General features: G+C 57.6%; 15 protein-coding genes. 5 read left to right on the top strand and 10 right to left on the bottom strand.

Annotated features, from left to right (window positions below; translation table 11 throughout):
- Window positions 1-18 precede the first annotated feature (18 nt).
- The 3 genes from RRB22_11575 to RRB22_11565 form a co-directional block, all read right to left on the bottom strand.
- Window positions 19-3,057 (bottom strand): hypothetical protein, encoded by a 3,039-nt coding sequence (locus tag RRB22_11575; protein ID MDT8385045.1) that lies wholly within the window; start codon window positions 3,055-3,057, stop codon window positions 19-21.
- 88 nt (window positions 3,058-3,145) lie between these two features.
- Entirely contained in the window at window positions 3,146-3,748 is a 603-nt protein-coding gene (locus RRB22_11570) for a hypothetical protein (protein MDT8385044.1), read from the bottom strand.
- 377 nt (window positions 3,749-4,125) lie between these two features.
- The gene (locus RRB22_11565) at window positions 4,126-7,248 is read right to left on the bottom strand and encodes a response regulator (protein MDT8385043.1); all 3,123 of its coding nucleotides are present in this window, start codon (window positions 7,246-7,248) and stop codon (window positions 4,126-4,128) included.
- Between the two features lie 714 nt (window positions 7,249-7,962).
- Here RRB22_11565 and RRB22_11560 point away from each other — a divergent pair.
- Both RRB22_11560 and RRB22_11555 read left to right on the top strand, forming a co-directional pair.
- A complete protein-coding gene (locus tag RRB22_11560) occupies window positions 7,963-8,613 on the top strand; it encodes an adenylate kinase (GenBank protein MDT8385042.1) in 651 nt (216 codons plus the stop codon).
- Window positions 8,614-8,639: 26 nt separating this feature from the next.
- Complete coding sequence (locus RRB22_11555; protein MDT8385041.1) at window positions 8,640-9,032, top strand: hypothetical protein; 393 nt, start codon at window positions 8,640-8,642, stop codon at window positions 9,030-9,032.
- Window positions 9,033-9,061: 29 nt separating this feature from the next.
- Here the strand turns inward: RRB22_11555 and RRB22_11550 are convergent, their stop codons facing one another.
- From RRB22_11550 to RRB22_11530, 5 genes are all read right to left on the bottom strand, one after another.
- Window positions 9,062-9,772 carry a hypothetical protein gene (locus RRB22_11550; GenBank protein ID MDT8385040.1) on the bottom strand — a complete coding sequence of 237 codons (711 nt, stop codon included), beginning with the start codon at window positions 9,770-9,772 and terminating at the stop codon, window positions 9,062-9,064.
- 28 nt (window positions 9,773-9,800) lie between these two features.
- A complete protein-coding gene (locus RRB22_11545; protein MDT8385039.1) occupies window positions 9,801-10,868 on the bottom strand; it encodes a homoserine O-succinyltransferase in 1,068 nt (355 codons plus the stop codon).
- Window positions 10,869-10,987: 119 nt separating this feature from the next.
- Window positions 10,988-11,833: an ATPase gene (locus RRB22_11540; GenBank protein MDT8385038.1), complete on the bottom strand. Its 846-nt coding sequence runs from the start codon at window positions 11,831-11,833 to the stop codon at window positions 10,988-10,990.
- Between the two features lie 114 nt (window positions 11,834-11,947).
- A complete protein-coding gene (gene tcdA, locus RRB22_11535; GenBank protein MDT8385037.1) occupies window positions 11,948-12,748 on the bottom strand; it encodes a tRNA cyclic N6-threonylcarbamoyladenosine(37) synthase TcdA in 801 nt (266 codons plus the stop codon).
- Between the two features lie 41 nt (window positions 12,749-12,789).
- The gene (locus tag RRB22_11530) at window positions 12,790-13,557 is read right to left on the bottom strand and encodes a TatD family hydrolase (protein ID MDT8385036.1); all 768 of its coding nucleotides are present in this window, start codon (window positions 13,555-13,557) and stop codon (window positions 12,790-12,792) included.
- A 123-nt stretch (window positions 13,558-13,680) separates the two neighbouring features.
- Here RRB22_11530 and RRB22_11525 point away from each other — a divergent pair, with 123 nt between their 5' ends.
- On the top strand, window positions 13,681-14,397 hold the full coding sequence (locus RRB22_11525; protein ID MDT8385035.1) for a tetratricopeptide repeat protein: 717 nt from the start codon (window positions 13,681-13,683) through the stop codon (window positions 14,395-14,397).
- A gap of 147 nt (window positions 14,398-14,544) precedes the next feature.
- Here the strand turns inward: RRB22_11525 and RRB22_11520 are convergent, their stop codons facing one another.
- Complete coding sequence (locus tag RRB22_11520; protein MDT8385034.1) at window positions 14,545-15,645, bottom strand: thioredoxin fold domain-containing protein; 1,101 nt, start codon at window positions 15,643-15,645, stop codon at window positions 14,545-14,547.
- 310 nt (window positions 15,646-15,955) lie between these two features.
- Between RRB22_11520 and RRB22_11515 the strand changes: the two genes are divergently transcribed.
- Window positions 15,956-16,279, top strand: a complete 324-nt coding sequence (locus RRB22_11515; GenBank protein ID MDT8385033.1) for a helix-turn-helix transcriptional regulator — start codon at window positions 15,956-15,958, stop codon at window positions 16,277-16,279.
- Window positions 16,269-17,507 (top strand): type II toxin-antitoxin system HipA family toxin, encoded by a 1,239-nt coding sequence (locus RRB22_11510; GenBank protein ID MDT8385032.1) that lies wholly within the window; start codon window positions 16,269-16,271, stop codon window positions 17,505-17,507. Before RRB22_11515 ends, RRB22_11510 begins: the two co-directional genes overlap by 11 nt.
- Here RRB22_11510 and RRB22_11505 read toward each other — a convergent pair.
- Window positions 17,467-19,110 carry a hypothetical protein gene (locus RRB22_11505; GenBank protein ID MDT8385031.1) on the bottom strand — a complete coding sequence of 548 codons (1,644 nt, stop codon included), beginning with the start codon at window positions 19,108-19,110 and terminating at the stop codon, window positions 17,467-17,469. The two genes, RRB22_11510 and RRB22_11505, sit on opposite strands and share 41 nt — an antisense overlap.
- Window positions 19,111-19,123: the final 13 nt, after the last annotated feature.

The raw sequence follows: 19,123 nt of genomic DNA, 5'->3' as shown, positions 1-19,123 counted from the left end.
ATTGCTCATGCACACAGCCTATCGCGTGATGGCGTAATCCATCACCCCCTGACCGACGCCGATATTTCTGACCGGCATCAGCGGAATATTCCCTTCACCGGCGTCATGCACAATGGCGAACTCAAGGCCGCGATCCACCGACCAGTCGATCCTGGTGTCGGACAGGCTGGGTGTGTAACTGGTGTAGTTGGCCACATCCGAGACGTCATCATCGTGCAGCATGAGGTCAGGCGTGGTGACCCATTTATGCACGGTGATGGCGTGGCCGGTGGGGATCCGGTACCAGCCGCTGCCGGGAGTGATCTCCAGACCGGTATCTTCATCTAACACGGTGTAGCGGGTGGTGATGAAGTCGGGCGTGTTGGGGAGTGTGACGCTGGATAACACCGATACCGGATAGCCCGCCAGCGATTCGTAGCGATGGGTTTCGCGCTGCTGAAAGTAACGCCGAGAGGGACAGGTGGTCGGCGTGCCGGTAATCAGGTCCTGATACATCCAGGTGAAGACGTTTCCTGCTCGAGGGTTGAACGATGATCTCAGGATATAGTCGTAGCCAAAGGTCAAAATGAACAATGGCGAATTATCGATGGTGGTGACCTTGAACTGCTGATCGAAGTCGGGGATGTCAGTCCAGTCGGAGGGGGCGGAAGCGTCCGGCAGGGTATCGCTGGCAATCGACTCCGGGCTTGCAGTGCTCGGAGCGGGAACCCGCTCCTTTTCCCAGTTGCTGCCGGTCCAGTTATAGACGCTGTCAGGGTATTCCCAGTGGTCACTGTTGACATCAAAATCGGGGCACTGGTCCGTCACGCGCATCAACCCCAGCCGCCACTCGGTGGTGGTCTTGAGCTGGACCCGATGTTCCCTCACCAGTTGGTCGACCGTCTGGGTGGTGGTGTGCACCGCAGTGTCGGCAACACTGATATAGAAGGCATGTCCTGTGGTATTGGTAAATTGGTAGGCGGTGCTGGCGAAGGGCATATTGTTGAGGTTGATGCGTTGGGCGAAGTCGGTGGTGGAGAATAGATCCGTGCCCAGATCGCTGATCATTGTGTTGTCCATGCTCGTTGCCGGCACATAGAAATCCGCACGAAAAGTGAAGTGGTGCCGTGTCTGGTTGCCGGCGAGATCGGTGACCTCAATCTCGATCCGGTGTTCGTCCAGGGCGCTGGCCTGATGCCAGTCTGCCGCCAGCGTTTCCGAGGCCAGCGGCACGAGGTATTCGCCATTCACCGGCGTCAGCGGGCGCCAGGGGTTTAGCACCCGATCGTTGCGTTGATACTGCACGCGCACACTGATGTCCTGCGGGTCGGTCGCGACCGTGGGCGTCATCTGGTCGCTCACGCCAAAACCAAAATAGGCTATGTCGTTGTTGTCCAGGTCCTGACGATTGATTAGCACGCCGCCCATTTCCAGCCGATCGGTCTCAAAGTACAGCGGGGCGTCAGCGTTGCTGTCTTGCAGGCTGAGTTCGGTGTAATTCCCGTCGCCATTGGAAAAACGGGCCTGACTGTGTGTGCCGCTGCTGTCGATCAGCGGCAGGGTCTGGTCCAGATACAACACGGTCTGTAGTGCATCGTTCTGATTGCCGGCCTGATCGATAACCCGGAGGGGGATGACATTTTCGCCCGGGTCGATGCCGATGTCCGCATACCAGGTACCATCGTCCAGCAGGGTAGCCGCTATCTCGCGGGCAAAAATCGCCTGCACCCCGGCGATATTATCACTGTAGGTGCCGCTTATCCGGCTAATGGGCTGATTGCTGGCCGCTGGTGAGCTGACATTCACCACCGGTGCGGTGTTGTCGAACTGCACCGCGAAGCTGGTCGTGGCGTTATTGCCCAGGGCGTCGATGGCGCTGAGGTTAATCTGATGTTCGCCATCGTTATAGTTTCTGGTGTCTATGCTGACGGGCACGCTGCACGGATTGGTAATCGGAATATCACGCTCCTCCTCGATCTGCGTGCCAGTGCGTATAGACATCCTGATCCGGTTGGTCACCAGCGCGGCGCCGACGTTAATCTGGAAGGCATAGTCACCACTGTGATAGTCGCCCGTGGGCCTGACGATGTTGAGGGTTGGCACCTGGTTATCAATGTCGAGGGGATCGGTTGCGCCGGTCAGCAGTGTGGTCTGCGCGGCGATCTGTTGTGCCGCGTTCAACAGCTCGGTGACGCTGACGGCGGTGCGGTTTTCCTCACAATTGGCGACGGCCAGCATGTGCAGGGAAAAGGCCAGTCGATAGGCATCTTCATTGAGTGGCACGATGCCAAACCCCAGCCGCTCCAGTGCGGTGCCCGCCTGGTTATAGCCGATGCCATTGAGCAGGCCATCGGCGTGGAGATCGTTATAGATAATCTGGCTCAGCGCGATGGAGTTATAGGTGGCGTGGGGTTGGCCTTCCTGATTTTCCCTGCTCGCCCACAGGCTCCAGTGCGACAGGCCGGCGAGATAGAAGCCGTACAGCAGATCATCGTCAGGCCCGGTGGCCGGGTTGTTGTTGCCAGTGTGGTCAGCGGAAATGTCGATCGGCCGGGTGAGTCCTGCATTAATCGCAAAGAAACGATTCACGGTTGCGCTGGCTTCGTCTATCGCCGTCTCGGCCGGCGTGCCCTGCTGGATGCGGTACTCCGCCAGGGCGGTCGCCATATGGGTGAGGGGGGTGACCATGAGGTCCTGCGCCTGGCCCGAGGTGTAGCGGCCGATGGCGCGTAGTCGCTGCCCATCCTGCAGGGAAACCGTGGCGCCGCTGGCCTCTTCGACATAGCTGCCGCCGCTGACTTCGATGAGAACAGGCTGGCTGCGGCCCTGGACGTCAACGCTGTAGGCGCCCGATGCATCGGTCGTGGTGCCGCCGAGCCTGCTGCCGCGCACACCATTGCTGAAGCCATAGACGCTGACCTGCGCCCCGCCGATCAGGCCGTTGACCGCGTAACCACTGATACTGCCATGGGGGCGCTCCGCCGGGAGTTCGGTGGAGTCGCCGGGGGCGCAGCCCGATAAGCATCCCGATAAGAGGAGTAGGGTGAATAACAGATACACATGCTTGTCGGTGGTCATCGTGTCATCCTTTGCACTCTGTCCCGTTTGCCATCCATGGACTGGTGTTTGACCTGAATCCGTGGCTTAACCACGGATTCAGGTCTGATTAATAACGATAGAGCAGGGTCATGGCGAACAGGGATTCGGTGATCTGGCCATCGATCGGCACAGAGTGCTCGAATTTCGCGCCTATCATCCAGTCGCGTGTCACGGCCCATTCGCTGCTCATATTGAGGATGCCCGCCAGTCCGGTCTCGTCCCGATCCGGGTAGGCCCGTATCAGGTAGCCCTCGTCATCCACGGTGTGGCGCGTGGAATATCTTGCGTGGGAAAGGTCGAACCCGGCGCCGATCCAGGCAGTTACCCCCGGTGCGACCGGCAGGCTTTTCTGCAGGGATAGGCGCATGCCATAACGCGCCACATCCTGACCAATTTTAGTCGGGCCTGCATCGAGTGTGGTCTGGTAATAGTAGAGTTCTGACCAATACCGTATCCCGTTGCTCCACAGGCGGGCGGTATAGATCAGCGTAAGGGGGTGCAGGGCCCAGCGCGTGTCCGTATCACCGGCCGGATCGTCGACGCTAATCAGGGCGGTGCCAATAGCATAGCCAAGCATGGAGGTGCGTTGCGGTTGCCCCAGTGCGGCGCCATAGCCCGAGCCGCTGACAAAGAGCATCACTACCCCAATGATCCGTTCGACGTTCTTCACCAAGCAATTCACCTCCATGGAGCCATGCCTGTGGTTGTGGAAATTGTCTGCTGAATTGTCAGCTGAATTGTCTGTCTCAATTAGACGTATAAATTTAGTGTTGAAATAGACGGTTTTGACCCTCGTCGAGAACAGCAGGCAAAAGCCAGCGCCGGTTTTTTCCCGGCCACTGGTATCAGTATAGATGATCAGAATGTTGGCGAGACCGCCGGGTTCGGGGCGCTTGGGTGGTGATTAGGGGGAGTCCGCGATGGCGGCAGGAAAATCGCGCTGGGGGAGGGTCGCTACACGAGGTGTCGGCGCCTGTGTCAGCAGGTTTCATTGCGGCAACGTCGGTTTGTGCAAGCCTCTGTCCGGGCAGTCTCCCCGTCGATGATTCAGCCGCTGCGGGTGATCAAGGTCTCGTCAAGACTGTCGAGCACTTGCTGGAGTTTGATCGGCTTGGTGATGTACTGGCGAAAGCCCGCATCCAGGGCCTGTTGCTCGTCTTCCGGCATCGCGTTGGCGCTGATGGCGAGCACAGGAATTCCCTGTGTGGCGTGATCCTGTTGCAAGATATGCAACATATCGTAGCCGCTCATTTCCGGCAGATTGATATCCAGCATGATCAGGTCCGGCCGCTGCTTTGCCGCCATGTCCAGACCCGCGCGGGCATCAGTCGCCTTTAGTAACCGGATGTTGGAACGGCGTTTGAGCAGCTGTTCCATGAGCCGCATATTCGCCGGATTGTCCTCCACATACAGGACGGTGTATTGCCCCTGGTCTGCGTTACCGGTGACAGCCGTTTGGGTATTTTCCGACTTTTCGCTACCCGCTGTGGTGGATGCGCTATAGCAGCCGGGCAGCTCGATCCAGAAGGTACTGCCTTCGCCGAGGGTGCTCTGCACGCCCACATGGCCCTTCATCAGCTCGATAATCTTTTTGGTATAGACCAGACCGATGCCCGTGCCTTCCGTTTCGGTATTTTCCGCGCCCAGTCGGTTGAAGGGCTGGAATAACTGCGTCTGTTTTTCGAGGCTGATACCCGCCCCCGTATCGCTGATGCTGATGCGCAGAAAGCCCTCATTCATGCTTTGGCAGTCCACGGTCACCTGGCCATTCTCGTGGTTGTATTTCACGGCATTGCTCAGCAGGTTGATCAGGGCTTGTTTGAGGCGGGTGCGATCCGTATGCACAACCGCGCCCAGTTGCTGCTGTTGTCGCAAGCCAATCTCTCTACCTTTATGGGTGGTGATAATGTCGATGTGGCGCTGTTCTGCCAGGGGGGCGATGAGGCCGATGCATTCCATCATCACATCGGCCAGCATGACGTCCTCGATCACAAGATCGAGGCGGCCGGCCTCCACACGGGACAGGTCCAGTACCTCGTTGATAAGATCCAGCAGATGATTGCCGGCGCTGAGGATTTCTCCGACATTGTCGTGCTGTATCTGGTTGAGCGGTTCCAGTCTCAGTAATTGGCCAAAACCGATAATCGCGTTCATGGGGGTGCGCAGTTCATGGCTCATGTTGGAAAGAAATTGTGATTTGGCCTGGTTGGCCTGTTCCGCCGCCTCCATGGTGGCGATCAACTCGCGCTCGGTCTGTTTGCGGATGCTGATGTCGTGAACAATGCACAGCAGGTCTCGATCACCCAGGTAGGAAAGCGACAACAGCTGAGGGAAATGACCGCCATCTTTTCGTAACCCGGTTGCCTCACCGCTCCATTGCTGCAAGCACTCCAGCTTTGGCATAACCTCTTCTTCGAAGCGCAGTAGTTCCTCGGCGCTGTAATGCGCGGTCCAGGGCCGGCCAATCAGTTCATCGGCCGTCTCATAACCATAAATATGAATCAGTGCAGGATTCAGGTAACGGTAGTTGCCACCGGGATCAAGGATTGCAATCCCTTCCAGTGAACTGTCCATGGCGGTTTTGTGTTTGAGCAGTTCCGCCTCCACCTGTTTGCGCTGGCTGATGTCCTGCACCACTCCCAGCATGCGCAGCGGTGTGCCATGCTCGTTTCGCACCACGTTGCCACGTTCCACCACCCAGCGCACCGTGCCATCCAGCCAGCGTACGCGGTGTTCGATGTTGTATTCGGCACCCTGTTCCACGCAGCGGTTGATGGCATCGATGACCCGCTGGCGATCTTCGGGATGGATGGCATCGAGGAAGTGATCATAGCTTGTCGCGGGGAGGGGCTGGTGATAGCCGAACAGGGGGCCGATGCGCTCCGACCAGTACAGGTCACCCGTCTGGATGTTCCAGTCCCAGGTGCCAATGTTGGCAAACACCTGACTGCGGTGCAGGCGGTCTTCACTGGCCTGCAGGGCGGTAATGTCCGTGCGTACCGATATGTACTGGTACGGCAGTCCATCCTTGTCGAGAAAGGGCACGATGGTGGAGTCCACCCAGTAGTCGCTGCCGTCCTTGCGGCGGTTACAGATGGTGCCCTGCCAGGTCTTGCCCTGGGTGAGGGTGACCCACATGTCAGTATAGAATCCGTCGGGGTGTTGACCGGACTTGAGCAGTCGGTGGTTGTTGCCCAGCAGCTCATCACGGCGGTAGCCACTGATCTGGCAAAAGGTGTCATTGACGTAGGTGATAGTGCCGTTAACGTCCGTCGCGCTGACGATGGCGTGATTATCCAGTGCGAAGCGGCGTAGCTCGCTGTTGTGCAGGGCGTCCCGCAGGCCCTGGTTGATGCGCTTGGTCTCACGCGCACTTTTGATCCGTTCCTTGACCCGCAAAACCAGGCGCTGCGGATCGATCTGCTTGCTGATAAATTCATCGCCCGCCAGCTCCATGGCCGACTCCTGCTGCTCCGGGGCGTCGAGCATCGAGAGATAGAGGATGGGCAGCTGGGCGAAACTGTCGTCCTGCCGAATGACCATGGCCAGTTCCGCACCGGAGATGCCCGGCATGTTGACGTCCAGCAGTAGCAGGTCGGGCACGAAGGCGGCCAGCGCCTCCAGCCCCTGATGCGGGTCACTGACGGTCTCCACGGTGATGCCGGCACGCCGCAAGGGGGCGGCAAACAGGGCCAGCAGGTTTTCATCATCATCGATCAGCATCACCCGGTAGGGGCCGTGCGCCGCCGTGGAACACAGGCTGTGCAGGGTGCGACTCAGCTTGCCCAGATCGAGGGGTTTGGAAAAATATCGCGCGCTGCCTGCGCGGGCGGCGGCCAGACGATGCTCGATGCCGGTGGCGGTCGAGAGGCAGATAATGGAGGGGCAGGGCTGCAGGCTCTGTCTGAGGTGGGTGATGGCCTCAAGGTTCGAGTCACCGGTGAGCGGATTATCCATGTCCACCAGAATGGCCGCGGGCGCGCCATTTCGGCTGTGCGTCTCGATGGCGCTGAGGTCGCTGAAAAGGGTGATCTGAAAATTTTCTGCCCCCAGCGGAATCGCCAGGGTGTCGCCCAGCGACTCGTCGCAGCCCAGCACGTAGACCCGGTTGTTGATCGGTGCGGGGCCTGCCGGAAAATCCCCCAGATTCGTCTCGATAACACCCTTCATGCCGGTTTCCTGTGTCCTGGCAGGCCCCTGTCTCGATCCATGTGATACTCCCTGTCATTAATCACTCACGTGACATGATGCTCCCCGCATATCTGGCCGGCCGTCGGTTTATGTCTCTCCAAGAGACTTGCCGCATAGCTAGGGGATTTCACTAGACGCACCCCTCATTATCGGCAGTTGGGTGGCAAACATGACCCCAAGACAACTGTAAATTTGCGATACAAAACCTATATTTTATCCGCGGCAGATTTGGTCGCCGGGAAAACCGGCTGATGCCAGCGGATTTCCGCCGCACAGGATATATCAACAATAACAATATGGATATTAATTTAAAACCCATCGTCGGGCTTCTGCCGGAACCGGGTCTGTATCTTATTCACGATGATCCATCGGCGCGATGGTGTGAGAGGGGGGCGGTGGTGGAGAACATATTTCCCCCTCTGTATCGATGCCGGGTTTGCGATTGCGGCCCGTGGGATTGGGGTGATCTTTTTGGTATTTAAGGGCCGCCTGTTTATACCCACATTAAGACACGAACCGAACTCACCAACAGGACGGTGTTCTATCTCATTAAATAATTCTCTATACCTCTAAGCTATCCTAATAGATTGCGCCGTGGTGTCACGATAGGCACAATCGATGCGTTTTAAGTAAAAAATATAAAGCAGTACTCACACTAAATAGCGCCTTGGCGCACGGGAGAGGAAAGATTCTATGAAAATTATTTTGTTAGGTGCCCCAGGTGCAGGAAAGGGAACGGTTGCAAAGATGCTCACGGCGCTGGACGGCTCGGTGCAGATTTCCACCGGTGACATTTTGCGCGGCGCGGTACAGGCCGGCACCGAACTGGGCCAAAAGGCCAATGCCTTCATGAAGGCGGGAGATCTGGTGCCCGACGAATTGATCATGGGCATTATGCGCGATCGCCTTCAGGAGCCCGATTGTCAAAAGGGCTTTTTGCTGGATGGTTTTCCGCGCACCATTCCCCAGGCCGAGGCGTTGAAAACCCTGCTCACCGAGATCGGCGTCAGCCTGGATATGGCGGTCAATCTGCAAGTGCCTCGCGACGTGATCCTTGATCGACTGACCACACGTCGCACCTGTGAAAATCCGGCCTGTCAGGCGATCTACAATGTCAAAAGTCAGCCACCCAAGGTGGAGGGGATTTGTGACAAGTGTGGCAGCAAGGTCGTGCAGCGCGAAGATGAGACGGAAGAGGCGATCAGCCATCGTCTGGCAACCTATAATGAAAAGACCGCGCCATTGACCGATTTTTATGAGAAAGAAGGGCTGTTGGTGAATGTGGATGCGGTGTCGAGTGATGCGGTCGTTGCCGCGATTCAGAGCAAGCTCAAGGCCGGTTAAACCGGCCGCTGTCAAAGGAGACTGACATGAAGATGATGAGGATTATTACGATTATGGGACTCGCCGCCAGCCTTTTACTGGGTGGCTGGTGCTTTGCGGCGGAAGGTCACGGCAAATCCGCCATCGCCCAGATGGCGGAGATCATGCATCGTCTAAAACACTATCCCAGCCCGCAGGGTAAACAGGAGTTGCAGACGATTATCAGCGCGTCGAGCACCACGGAAAACGAACGCGTGATCGCAAGGGCGATGATGAACCTTGAGCATCAGGCCTCGCCGCAGGATATCCCCTTGCTGAAAAAACTGATCGACAGCAAGGCGTCGACACCGCAGGAACGCGAGATCGCCGCGATTATCGTCAACCTCGATCACCGTCCTACCGAGCAGGACAAAGAGAAGCTGAAGACAATGATGCAGTAGGCGATGCGAAAGTACGGCAGACAAAGGCATTAGTGACTTTGGCCGGCATCACTCGGACCGGCTCGGTTGAGGCCGGTGCTGTGCTGTTGCAGATAATCAATGATGGTAAGCAGGGTGTCCTGTTCCGGCGTCGGTATATTTGCCGCCAGCATGTTTGACTTCATTCGCAGTACGACGCGGGGCCACTCGGTTTTGGTATGTGATTCCGGTGCCGGCGCCGCATGGCATTGGGAGCAGGTCGACACAAATGCCTGGCCCGATGCCGTACTGAGATCGGTGTATTGCAGGGGGTCCAGGGAACGCTGCCCGTTCGTCACCAGATAGTCACCCAGAATCAGCCAGTCCCTTTCGGGCGGCTGAATAATGCGGCCCAACATCCCCTTTTTCGACGCCAGTAGATGTGACTGCATTCTGGTCAGAATGGCCGGCCACTCCGCAGCGCTATGCATTGCCGGCGTCGGCAGTTCATGACATTGGGCACAGTACAGGGTCAATACGGTGGCGCCGCGACTATCGGGCTCCGGCAAATCATCCGGGTTCATTCCGGTTGGAATAATCCCTTTTGGCACGGCAGCCTCGTCTGCCCTGTTTTCGGCAAACCTGTTCTCTTCCACGACCGGCGCGGGTTTCGCCAGTGGTGAATTTTTCCGGTAATCCAGTTCAAGGTAGACAGTGAATCCCGCGATCGCGAGGAAGGCGATGATCACTAGACGTAGCGCGAATTTTTCACCGGATTTCATACACGATCCTCATCGGAAAGACTGCGGGTTAACGTATACCGAGCGGGTCGTTGGGGTCGACACCGTCCATGAAGTGTTTCTTGCGGTCATTGTTGGTGGTTTGATAAACGCGACCGATCCAGTTGTTGATAACCGCCTCGCCGGAGTCGTGCCAGGTGTTATGCAATAGGCCACGGATCAGCTTCTCCGGGAACTCCGGCAGGCTGAGCTGCTTGGCGATTGCCGTCAGGACTTTCTGCCGGTACTCATTGAGGATGGCCTGTACCTGCAGCGAAAAATAATTGTCGGGAAAAGGCGGGTAATCATCCCGCTGCTGGCCGATAAAACGCAGTACCTCGCGTTTATATTCCTTCAACAGACTATTGATGTCGTATTCCGGATGGCCCTGAAAAAAGACAATCCGGAAAAGGTCTTCACTTACCGCCAGGTGCACGCCGATCTCCTTGCTCTCGACCAGCACGCGCAAGCCTGACTCATCAAACTGGCGGCGTGAGATTTCATTAAAGCGTGAATGGGGGACATCGAACCGGGTATTGATCCCATTGACCAGCGGATGATGGCGGTCCACAACCACATGGGAAAACACCCCCCAGCACTTATGCGCCAGTCGCGTGCGTTTTTGCCGGTAGCGGAATTCCATGACCGCATGCGTCGCCAGACACGAACATAAAATGGATGCGACGTTGTTATAGCCCCATTCAATGACCTCAATCAGTGGCTGCCAGAAATCCTCATCGGCCAGATTGGGGTGGGTGACATTGGCGCCGGTAATAATCAGCGCATCAAGACCCTCCTGCCGAATCGACTCGAAGGTTTCATAATGTCTGTTGATGTGTTCGATCGCCTTTTCGCCCCGCACCAGTTGCGGCAGACTAAAGGGGTGCATATGAAACTGTGCAATCTGGTTGCTTTCATTCACCAGGCGATAAAACTGACGCTCGGTTGCCTCAAGCGCGGCATCGGGCATCATATTTAACAGGCCAATATGAATTTCCCGGATATCCTGCTTCTGGGCACGGGCTGAGTCCAGCACCGTTTCGCCTTCGGCGCGAAGGCGATCAAAGGTGGGCAATGATGAGTTGGCGACTAATGGCATAGTGTGGTTATGGAACCCTGTTGTGCTTTGGTTGGTACTGACATGGTTGGTAATGCCATGCCTGCTATCAACGTGGTTTGTACTGGCGCTGGCACCAGCGCCAGTACAAGTAGTCGGTGTTATGTCTTCCGCTCGATGGCCTTGGCCACCAGCTGTACAAAGTCTTCCTCTGTCGTGACCCCGGCCAGTTCTTCCGTGGTGATGGTGTAACCGTACTGGTCCGCAATCGCCTGGTAGCGGGGAATCCTGGAGTGGAACAGCCGCGGAAAGACCCAGCGTACAAAATCATCCGGATTGATCAGGGAAACATACTCCAGCCTGTTTTCGTGCAGGTAAATCTCCAGCATTTCGTCCAGAAAGGACTCGCGGTAATACAATGGCTTCGGCGCCTTCTCTGCCCGCTGAATTAGCTTTTCTTCATCCTGTTTGCTGGCCTGGATGTAGAGGATCACCGTATGCCGCGCCAGTTTTTTCATTACAGTGGGGTCATCAAGTTCACAGGCGCTGCCGCCGGCATCATTGATAAAGTGTTTGTAACCATAAATTGCCTGCGCCTTATGGATGAAATCCGGGACATCGTTCATGGCAGCGATTTCTGCGGCGTGGTGCAGCGTCTGGCGGCGTTTGAATTCGCGCAAATCCAGCCCGTCCTGACTGGGGTCGCCCAGTTTTCCCATGAACGTCGCCACGGGTTTGAGGTGATCGACGGTGATGTTGTTGCAGATATAAATGGAATCCGAACGCAGCAGGTCACGCAAAAAGGGCACCTGCATGGCCTGCATCTTGATGTTATCCAGAATGGGCTCATCCAGATAACGGGTGCCGATACGGTAATCACCCGAATAATGGAACCAGCCCTGTCCGCGGAGAATAGAGGCGAGACGTGTCTTTCCCACCCCCGACATTCCCAGCAAGGTAACGCGTTTGTTCTCTGAATCAAGAAATTCTTGTGGGCTGAGTTCCACGTTAGGTGACTCCCTGGTGATAAGCTATTTCTTCAAATGGTTCTGAATGACATCAGCAAGGCAGTCGATGCCACATGCTGCTATTGTCGCCGTCTGGCACGCCGGCTGTAAAGCCTAGTCCTTTATGTGTTTATGCAGCGTTTTATTGATTACCCGCGAGGCCGCCACATTGCCAAAGGTAGCCGTAACCGCCGTTGCCGAGCCGTATCCCATCGAGCAATCCAGGGAGATGCCGTGGATCCCCGGCTTCTGGTGGCTGACCGAACCATCCGCCTTTGGATAGACGGGTTGCTGGCTGGAAAACACGCACTCCACCCTGAAACCGCGTTTGGCATTGCGTGGAAAGTTGTGTTCATTGCGCAACTGCGAACGCACCTTTGCCGCCAGGGGATCATTATAGGTGCGCGACAGGTCACTGACCTTTACCGCCAGGGGATCGGTCAGGCCGCCGGCGCCGCCGGTGGTGACAATGGGTATTTTGTTGCGCCGGCAGTGGTAAATCATGGCTGACTTGAATTTGATGCTGTCGATGGCGTCGATCACATAGTCATATCCCTGAGCCAGCGAAATCAGTTCATCCAGATTTTCTACGGTCAGAAAATCATCAATGATTCGGCACTCACAATAGGGATTGATCCCGGCCACACGCTGCTGCAAGACCGTGGATTTTTTTTCGCCATCGGTCGTGTCTAGAGCCGCCAGTTGGCGGTTGATATTGCTTTTGGACACCGTGTCGTAATCTATGAGTGTCAGCCGGCCAACGCCGGTACGCGCCAGCGTTTCGACCGCCCAGGAACCGACGCCGCCGAGGCCGACGATACACACGTGCAGGTTGCGAATGATCGAGGTCGCCTTAACGCCATAGAGCCGCTGAATGCCGCCGAAACGTGCCGCAAAATCTTTATCTGCTGACATAAAAATGAACTCTCATACTGTTGTCCGGGATCATTCGCTCGTTATTGTGCAAAACCAAATACCGCCTCTGCATTGGCCGTGGTCTGTGCGGCCAGGACCTGAATGTCTTCACCCCGGGCGTCCGCCAGTGCCTGCAGGCATTCGGGCAGGTACTCCGGGCTGTTACGCTCACCATGATGGCTGGCGACGGTCATGTCGGGTGCATCCGTTTCCAGCACAATGGCCTCGATGGGTAACTGCCTGGCGAGGCGCTGCAGTTTGTGTGAGCGTTCATAGGTGAGCATACCACCGAAGCCGAGCTTGAAACCCAACTCGATATAGCGATCAGCCTGTTGCAGGCTGCCGTTAAACGCATGACAGATGCCGCCTTTGACGCGGGCCTTTTTCAGGCTCGCGAGCACCGCATCATGCGATTTCCGCACGTGCAGCACTACCGGTAGCGAGGCATCGGCGGCAATGGCCAGCTGGTCATCAAACAGGGCTTGCTGGAGGCCGTGATCCAGCCCATCCACCGCATAATCCAGGCCGATTTCACCCACGGCGATGGGCCGATGGTGTTCTATCCGTTGCGCCAGTGCAGCAATGTCACCGGCAGTATGTCGCGCCAGGAACACCGGGTGCAGGCCGAAACATGCGTGCAGCATGGGGTTTGCATCGCACAGCTGTTGCAGCCTTTCCCAGTTTTGCGCCACCACCCCGGGGACGACAATGTGTGAGATGCCCAGTTGCCGGCAGTGCCTGAGCACCGCTGCACGATCCTCATCAAAGGCGGGCAGGTCGATATGGCAATGGGTATCTATCAGATTCATCGGTGCATTTTAGCCTGATTGCGACCCTGACAGCATCGGCACCCTGGCGGATGGGGCCACATTTTGCAGTTTTTGCCTTTCTCGTTACAATCAGGCGCTCAACTCTGGGGGGGAGGACGTCTGATGGTGTTTCGTTTGATGACAGCGGTAGTGTGTGCAATGGTCCTGGCGGTGGTGAGTCAGGCGCAGGCGGAGGAGGCCGATCCGCTGGAAAGGGGGCTCAGTGCCTATCACGCCGGTGATTTCAAGACCGCCTATAACCTGACCATACCCCTGGCGGAGCAGGGCAATCCTGATGCCAGTAACCTGATGGGCATGATGTACGAACTCGGCAAGGGTGTGCCCAAGAACCTGGGAAAATCCGTTGCCTATTACCGTCAGGCAGCGGAGCAGGGTAATCCCTACGCACAATATAATCTGGCGGTATCCTTTGATGCCGGCACCGGGGTGCCGCAGAATTATCGCGAGGCCGTGCGGTGGTTTCGGCGGGCGGCGGAGCAGGGGGTGAGTTCCGCGCAATATGATCTGGCGGTGATGATCGAGCAGGGGCGGGGAATAAAGAAGGACTACGCCAAGGCGGTGGACTGGTATCAGAAGGCCGCCGCACAGGGGCACGTGCAGGCACAAAACAATCTGGGCTGGCTGTACGAAACCGGCAAGGGCGTGCAGCGGGATCTGGTTGCGGCCTATGCCTGGTTTGACGCGGCCGCCGCGCAGGGTTTCGCTGTGGCCTCACAAAAGCGCGATGTCATTAAAACGGCCCTGTCACCCCGTGAGCTTCGTCAGGCGCAGGAACGGGCGCTGAAAATCCGCCAGGCTACAACCCTGGCGGCCCAGTAAAACGACACGGTGATGAAACGATAAATCGACACGCTGGACGGCTTCGATCTCAGGGGTCTGCCGACGGGTAATTACACTAACGGCACTTCTACTGCAGGATCCCCGGCGCACACCGCGGCCGGGGAACCCCGTCATACCGGCTGACGGCTACTCAGCCCCTGCCGCCTTGCCTTCACCGACCTTCTCATCGGCGAAGCGCCAGATATCCACATCGCGTCCCTGTTCCCTGAAATGGTCGGCATAGTCGGCCAGGTAACGCTGGAAACTCGGCTGTTTTTTGTAGGACTCACTGAGCACGTAATGAAAGATGCCCTGGGTGTGGAACACCTTGAAAAAGGCCTCGGAGCGAATCACCTCTTTGCCTTCACTGTTGAACACCACGATAGAGGGCGCGAATTTAATATCCAGCTTGCCGGCCCACTCGCGGGCGGTCATCTTCTCGCCCTCGGGGGTGACTATCGGTGTGGTGGACCACATGTCCAGCTGTGTGTTGTCGAACTGTTTGATGACACTCCGCAACTCCGGATCCGGCAGAATCTTGGTGTGTAGGCGATCGCAGTTCGGGCAGTCTTTCTGCTCGAAAAACACGGCGAACGGGCGACCGTTCTTATTCACCTTGGCCGAATAGTCAAAGCTGTCCGGGCTGAAAAAGCCTTCGCTGTGCAGCGTCTTGCTACTCTGGGTGGCCGGCAGATTCGTCTTGATAAATTCCCGGTAACTGAGCTGCGTGTCGTTGTGTTTTGCCGCGTAATCCAGATCCAGGCTGAAGCGTTGCGGGGCATGGTAGCCATTGATCCGCAGGGCGACCTTGCCCTGCTCATCAAAGAACAGCACAGTCGGCGTGAATTGCACCTTTAGGGCCTCGGCCAGGGTCTTTTCCGTATGCTGTGTACCGTCGACATGGGTCACCGGGCGGTCGCCCCACATGTTGATGGCGAGGATATCGAAGTTCTGTTGCGCCTTTTCGGCGATCTCCTTCTGGGCGAAATTTCGCTCCACCAGGGCGTTGCAATAGGGGCAGCCATCCTGGTGGAAAAACACCACCAGCCGCTTGCCGGCCGCCGTGGCCTCGCGGACATCCTCCTGCAGATCGAGAAAGCTGTCTTTAAACCAGCTCGGGTATTCGGTATTCATTCCACCAAAAAACTTTCCCTCGGGCTTGGTCGCGGCCTGGGCGGCAAAGCCGACAGCCAGCAGGAAGACAAAGGTGGTCGCAAGCAGGCGGGAGCAGGGTGTGAGGCGTCGCATATTATTTTTCCTTTTTCACGGGTTCACGGGTTTCACAGGTTCACGCTTGCACGGGGCGCGTCATAGTAAGACCGAGTCTTACGGATTAAATTCAATGAACTGGCGAGTATAACAAGTTGGTCATTTTCCTCTATGCTCGCGCAATGACTGGCTTGGTCGATACGATCCGGACACATTATTACTGCGATAATATTGGTCGTAATATAAAAATAAGCTATGTATATGCGATATATTACGCACTTTCAGCCTTGCACCCTGCGGCGGTCTCAACTACTATTATTTCCGCAATCAAGAGGCGATTCGGTAGATTATGACTAAATATATCGCATTTAAAACAGATCCAGAGATCGCCGGTGAGATGGCCGCCCGCTTCGCGCGGGAGCGCGTCCGGCAAAACATCACCCAGCAAACACTGGCCGAGCTGTCCGGTGTGACCTATTCCACCATCCGGCACTTCGAGCGCACCGGCAAAATCGGCCTGACCCGGTTTATTGCCCTGTTGCGCGCGCTGAAAAAACTGGATGAACTGGAGCCGCTCCTGACGCCGCTGCCCGTGTCCCCGATGGAGAGGCTGAAAGGCACGGCCTCCCAGCCCCGTAAGCGCGCCCGTCGCGTTGAGCCGCATGTCGATTGATCTGGTTTGCGAGGTCCGGCTGTGGGGCCAACGGGTCGGCGCACTGATCGAGGAGCAGGGCCAGGTCATCTTTGAATATGACGCGGCGTTTCTCGGCTCCGGGCTGGAGATCTCCCCCTTCGAACTCCCGCTGCGCCCGGGTGTGTTTACCCGCAACGACCGCAGCGAGGCCTTTCAGGGCTTGCAGGGAATCTTTGCGGATTCCCTCCCCGACAAGTTCGGCAACGCAATTATCGAGCGCTATTTCCGGACCACGGCGGACACCGCCCGCCACCGACTTTCGGTACTGCAAAAGCTGCTGTATATCGGCTCCCGCAGCATGGGGGCCCTGGAATATCTGCCGCCGATAGGTGACATCCGGCCGCGCACCCGCGAGTCGCTGGAAATCGCCCGCCTGGTGCAGGAGGCGCGACAGGTGATCGAGGGCGAACTGGAGGTGGCCTCTGCCGAGATCATGCAGGTGGGCGTGTCGGCTGGTGGCCAGTATCCGAAGGCGGTGATCGCCTGGAATCCGCAGACCAATCATGTGGTGTCCGGCCTGCGCGACTGTCCACAGGGCTACCGTCAGTGGATTATCAAATTTGACGGCACCCAGGGCGAGCCGCAGCCCTTCGGTAAACTGGAATACGCCTACGCGCAGATGGCGAGGGACGCGGGCATTCGCATGGCCGAGACCCACCTGCTGGCCGAAAACGGGCGTCATCATTTCATGGTTAGGCGGTTTGATCGCACGGATACCGGCCAGCGCCTGCACATGGCATCCCTGTGCGGGCTGCTGCAAAAGGACTTCAACATTCCGCGACTGCTGGATTACGAGGACTACCTGCGCGTCACCCAGGCCCTGGCGGCCCCCAGCGCCGATCGGGAACAGGCCTTCCGGCGCATGGTGTTCAACGTTATCGCCAGGAATCAGGACGACCACACCAAGAATTTTTCCTTCCTGATGGATACCCGAGGGCGCTGGCAGCTGTCGCCGGCTTATGATCTCACCTTCGCCTGCGGACAGCGGTTTACCGCATCGCATCAGATGACCGTCAATGGCAAGGACCGGGATATCCGCCGCGAGGATCTGGCCGCATTGGGCGAGAAATTCGCTATCCCCGATTACCCAGGCGTTATCGATCAGGTCATCGAGGTGGTGCGGGCGTGGCCGGATTACGCCGCCCAGGCCAGCATGCCGACCGCCTTCAGCCGAGAGATCGGCGAGCTGCACCAGACGAGTCTGTAGACGCCAGCGCCATTGTTGCGCGCTTAAGTGCGCGCTTAGGTGCGCGCTTAGGTGCGCGTCGGCGTGCATTGAGCTGGGTCATCAGCCGGCTGCGTATCACCGCCAGTCCGGGTGAGGGCAGCTGGCCGTAACACGCCTGCGAGAGCTGTTGCAGTACGTCACGAAACTCATCATCCCGTTGATAACGCAGACCCCAATACCGCGACCAGGCCGTGAGCGTGAGATTACCGGGCCAGCCCTCGGCGCGAGCAAAAAGTCTCAATGCCTGGTGCAGGGCAGTAAAGTCCTCGGCCCGGCCAATCTCCCGCAGGGCCTGCCGACGCAGCCGGCGGGCCCTGTGCACCGCCAACAAGTGCTTATAAAAATAGCGGCCGGCCGCGATGAGCAGCAGACCGATCAGGAGGGCGATGGCAATGCGTCCCGCCAGACCGATGACGAGGGTTGTTGGCGGGCGGTGGCTGGCGCTGACGATCTTGCCGCTGGCGGGATCGAAATACTGCCAGCCCAGGGTTGGCAGTGTCAGTCGGCCACTACTCAGCGGTTTGAAGGGGATATGATATTGCACCTGACTGTGGAGCACCCCCTGGCTGATGCGCACCTCTGGTTGCGCGGTGTGGGAAAAGAACTGGATATCGGTGCGGGTGTTTAGCTGGCGCAGAATTGGCGGCAGCCAGCTCGGTGACACTCCAGATGCGGTTAGGCCGACATCCCAGTAGGACAGCTCAGCGGGGGAGAGTGGCGCTTCTGTGTGCAGCGTGCTGGAGACCTCGACCCGGCCAACCGGCATGGTCGGTGGGATGTAGGCCGGCAGGGCCTTTACCTCCAGCCTTTGCCGGGGGCTGAAATAGGTGCGCAGTGTCCGGCCGGACAGACGATATTCAATCGGCGGCAGTTCGATGGTGTGTTCACCGGCGAGCAGGGGGAACACGATCCAGCCAATGCGTAACAGTGAATAGTCAACCCCGTCTCGTACCAGCTTTTCGCTGCTGGCGGGCACCGCAAACACCTCGAAACCCGGCAGCTCAAACTGCCCGGCGCGCAGCGAGGCGAAGCGGTCCGTGCTGGTGATGCTGACCTCGATGTGCACCTGCTGGCGCTCCCACGGCTGGGTCGATGAAAGCCGCAGCTCACGACGGATCGGGGTATTACCTGCGCGCGATATCGTGACGCCCGGTGTCACGCGAATGGTTTGCGCCTCGCTGGTGGCGCCGGCAAATTGCAATGCCGGAAGGCGGAGTTCGCCGCTGTGCCGGGGATACAGCTTCAACAACATCCGTTGTATGGACTGCCCGGGCCAGCGACTGTCCTCCAGCGCTGCGCTGGTCTCGACGATATCGATAGCAAAGTGCTCCTGTAACGGCGCGTGGTTTTTCAGCTCAAGTTTGCCCAGCTTCTCCTGTAGCTGGACGCCATAGAGCCGGGCGTTGATATGATGTCCCAGCTCAAGTTCGGATTTGTCCAGTTCCAGAATCAGTTGCGGCCGGTCGGCGGCCGTCGCGGACTGAACCAATAAAAGCAGGAACAACGGCCATAGCAACAGCAGGATATAAGCCGTCGCGCTGTTTGCCGCGAAGAGACAGCGGGCTGAACTGGAGAGAAGCATGGGAGAACACCGG

The sequence above is a fragment of the Gammaproteobacteria bacterium genome (genome assembly GCA_032250735.1).
GTDB lineage: Bacteria > Pseudomonadota > Gammaproteobacteria > SZUA-152 > SZUA-152 > SZUA-152.
This window is presented reverse-complemented; position numbering and strand designations above follow the sequence as displayed.

Coding starts and splice junctions, on each gene's coding strand:
- RRB22_11575 (MDT8385045.1), bottom strand. CDS start 3,057: ATGACCACCGACAAGCATGTGTATCTGTTATTCACCCTACTCCTCTTA.
- RRB22_11565 (MDT8385043.1), bottom strand. CDS start 7,248: ATGAAGGGTGTTATCGAGACGAATCTGGGGGATTTTCCGGCAGGCCCC.
- RRB22_11560 (MDT8385042.1), top strand. CDS start 7,963: ATGAAAATTATTTTGTTAGGTGCCCCAGGTGCAGGAAAGGGAACGGTT.
- RRB22_11555 (MDT8385041.1), top strand. CDS start 8,640: ATGAAGATGATGAGGATTATTACGATTATGGGACTCGCCGCCAGCCTT.
- RRB22_11550 (MDT8385040.1), bottom strand. CDS start 9,772: ATGAAATCCGGTGAAAAATTCGCGCTACGTCTAGTGATCATCGCCTTC.
- RRB22_11545 (MDT8385039.1), bottom strand. CDS start 10,868: ATGCCATTAGTCGCCAACTCATCATTGCCCACCTTTGATCGCCTTCGC.
- tcdA (MDT8385037.1), bottom strand. CDS start 12,748: ATGTCAGCAGATAAAGATTTTGCGGCACGTTTCGGCGGCATTCAGCGG.
- RRB22_11530 (MDT8385036.1), bottom strand. CDS start 13,557: ATGAATCTGATAGATACCCATTGCCATATCGACCTGCCCGCCTTTGAT.
- RRB22_11525 (MDT8385035.1), top strand. CDS start 13,681: ATGGTGTTTCGTTTGATGACAGCGGTAGTGTGTGCAATGGTCCTGGCG.
- RRB22_11520 (MDT8385034.1), bottom strand. CDS start 15,645: ATGCGACGCCTCACACCCTGCTCCCGCCTGCTTGCGACCACCTTTGTC.
- RRB22_11515 (MDT8385033.1), top strand. CDS start 15,956: ATGACTAAATATATCGCATTTAAAACAGATCCAGAGATCGCCGGTGAG.
- RRB22_11510 (MDT8385032.1), top strand. CDS start 16,269: ATGTCGATTGATCTGGTTTGCGAGGTCCGGCTGTGGGGCCAACGGGTC.
- RRB22_11505 (MDT8385031.1), bottom strand. CDS start 19,110: ATGCTTCTCTCCAGTTCAGCCCGCTGTCTCTTCGCGGCAAACAGCGCG.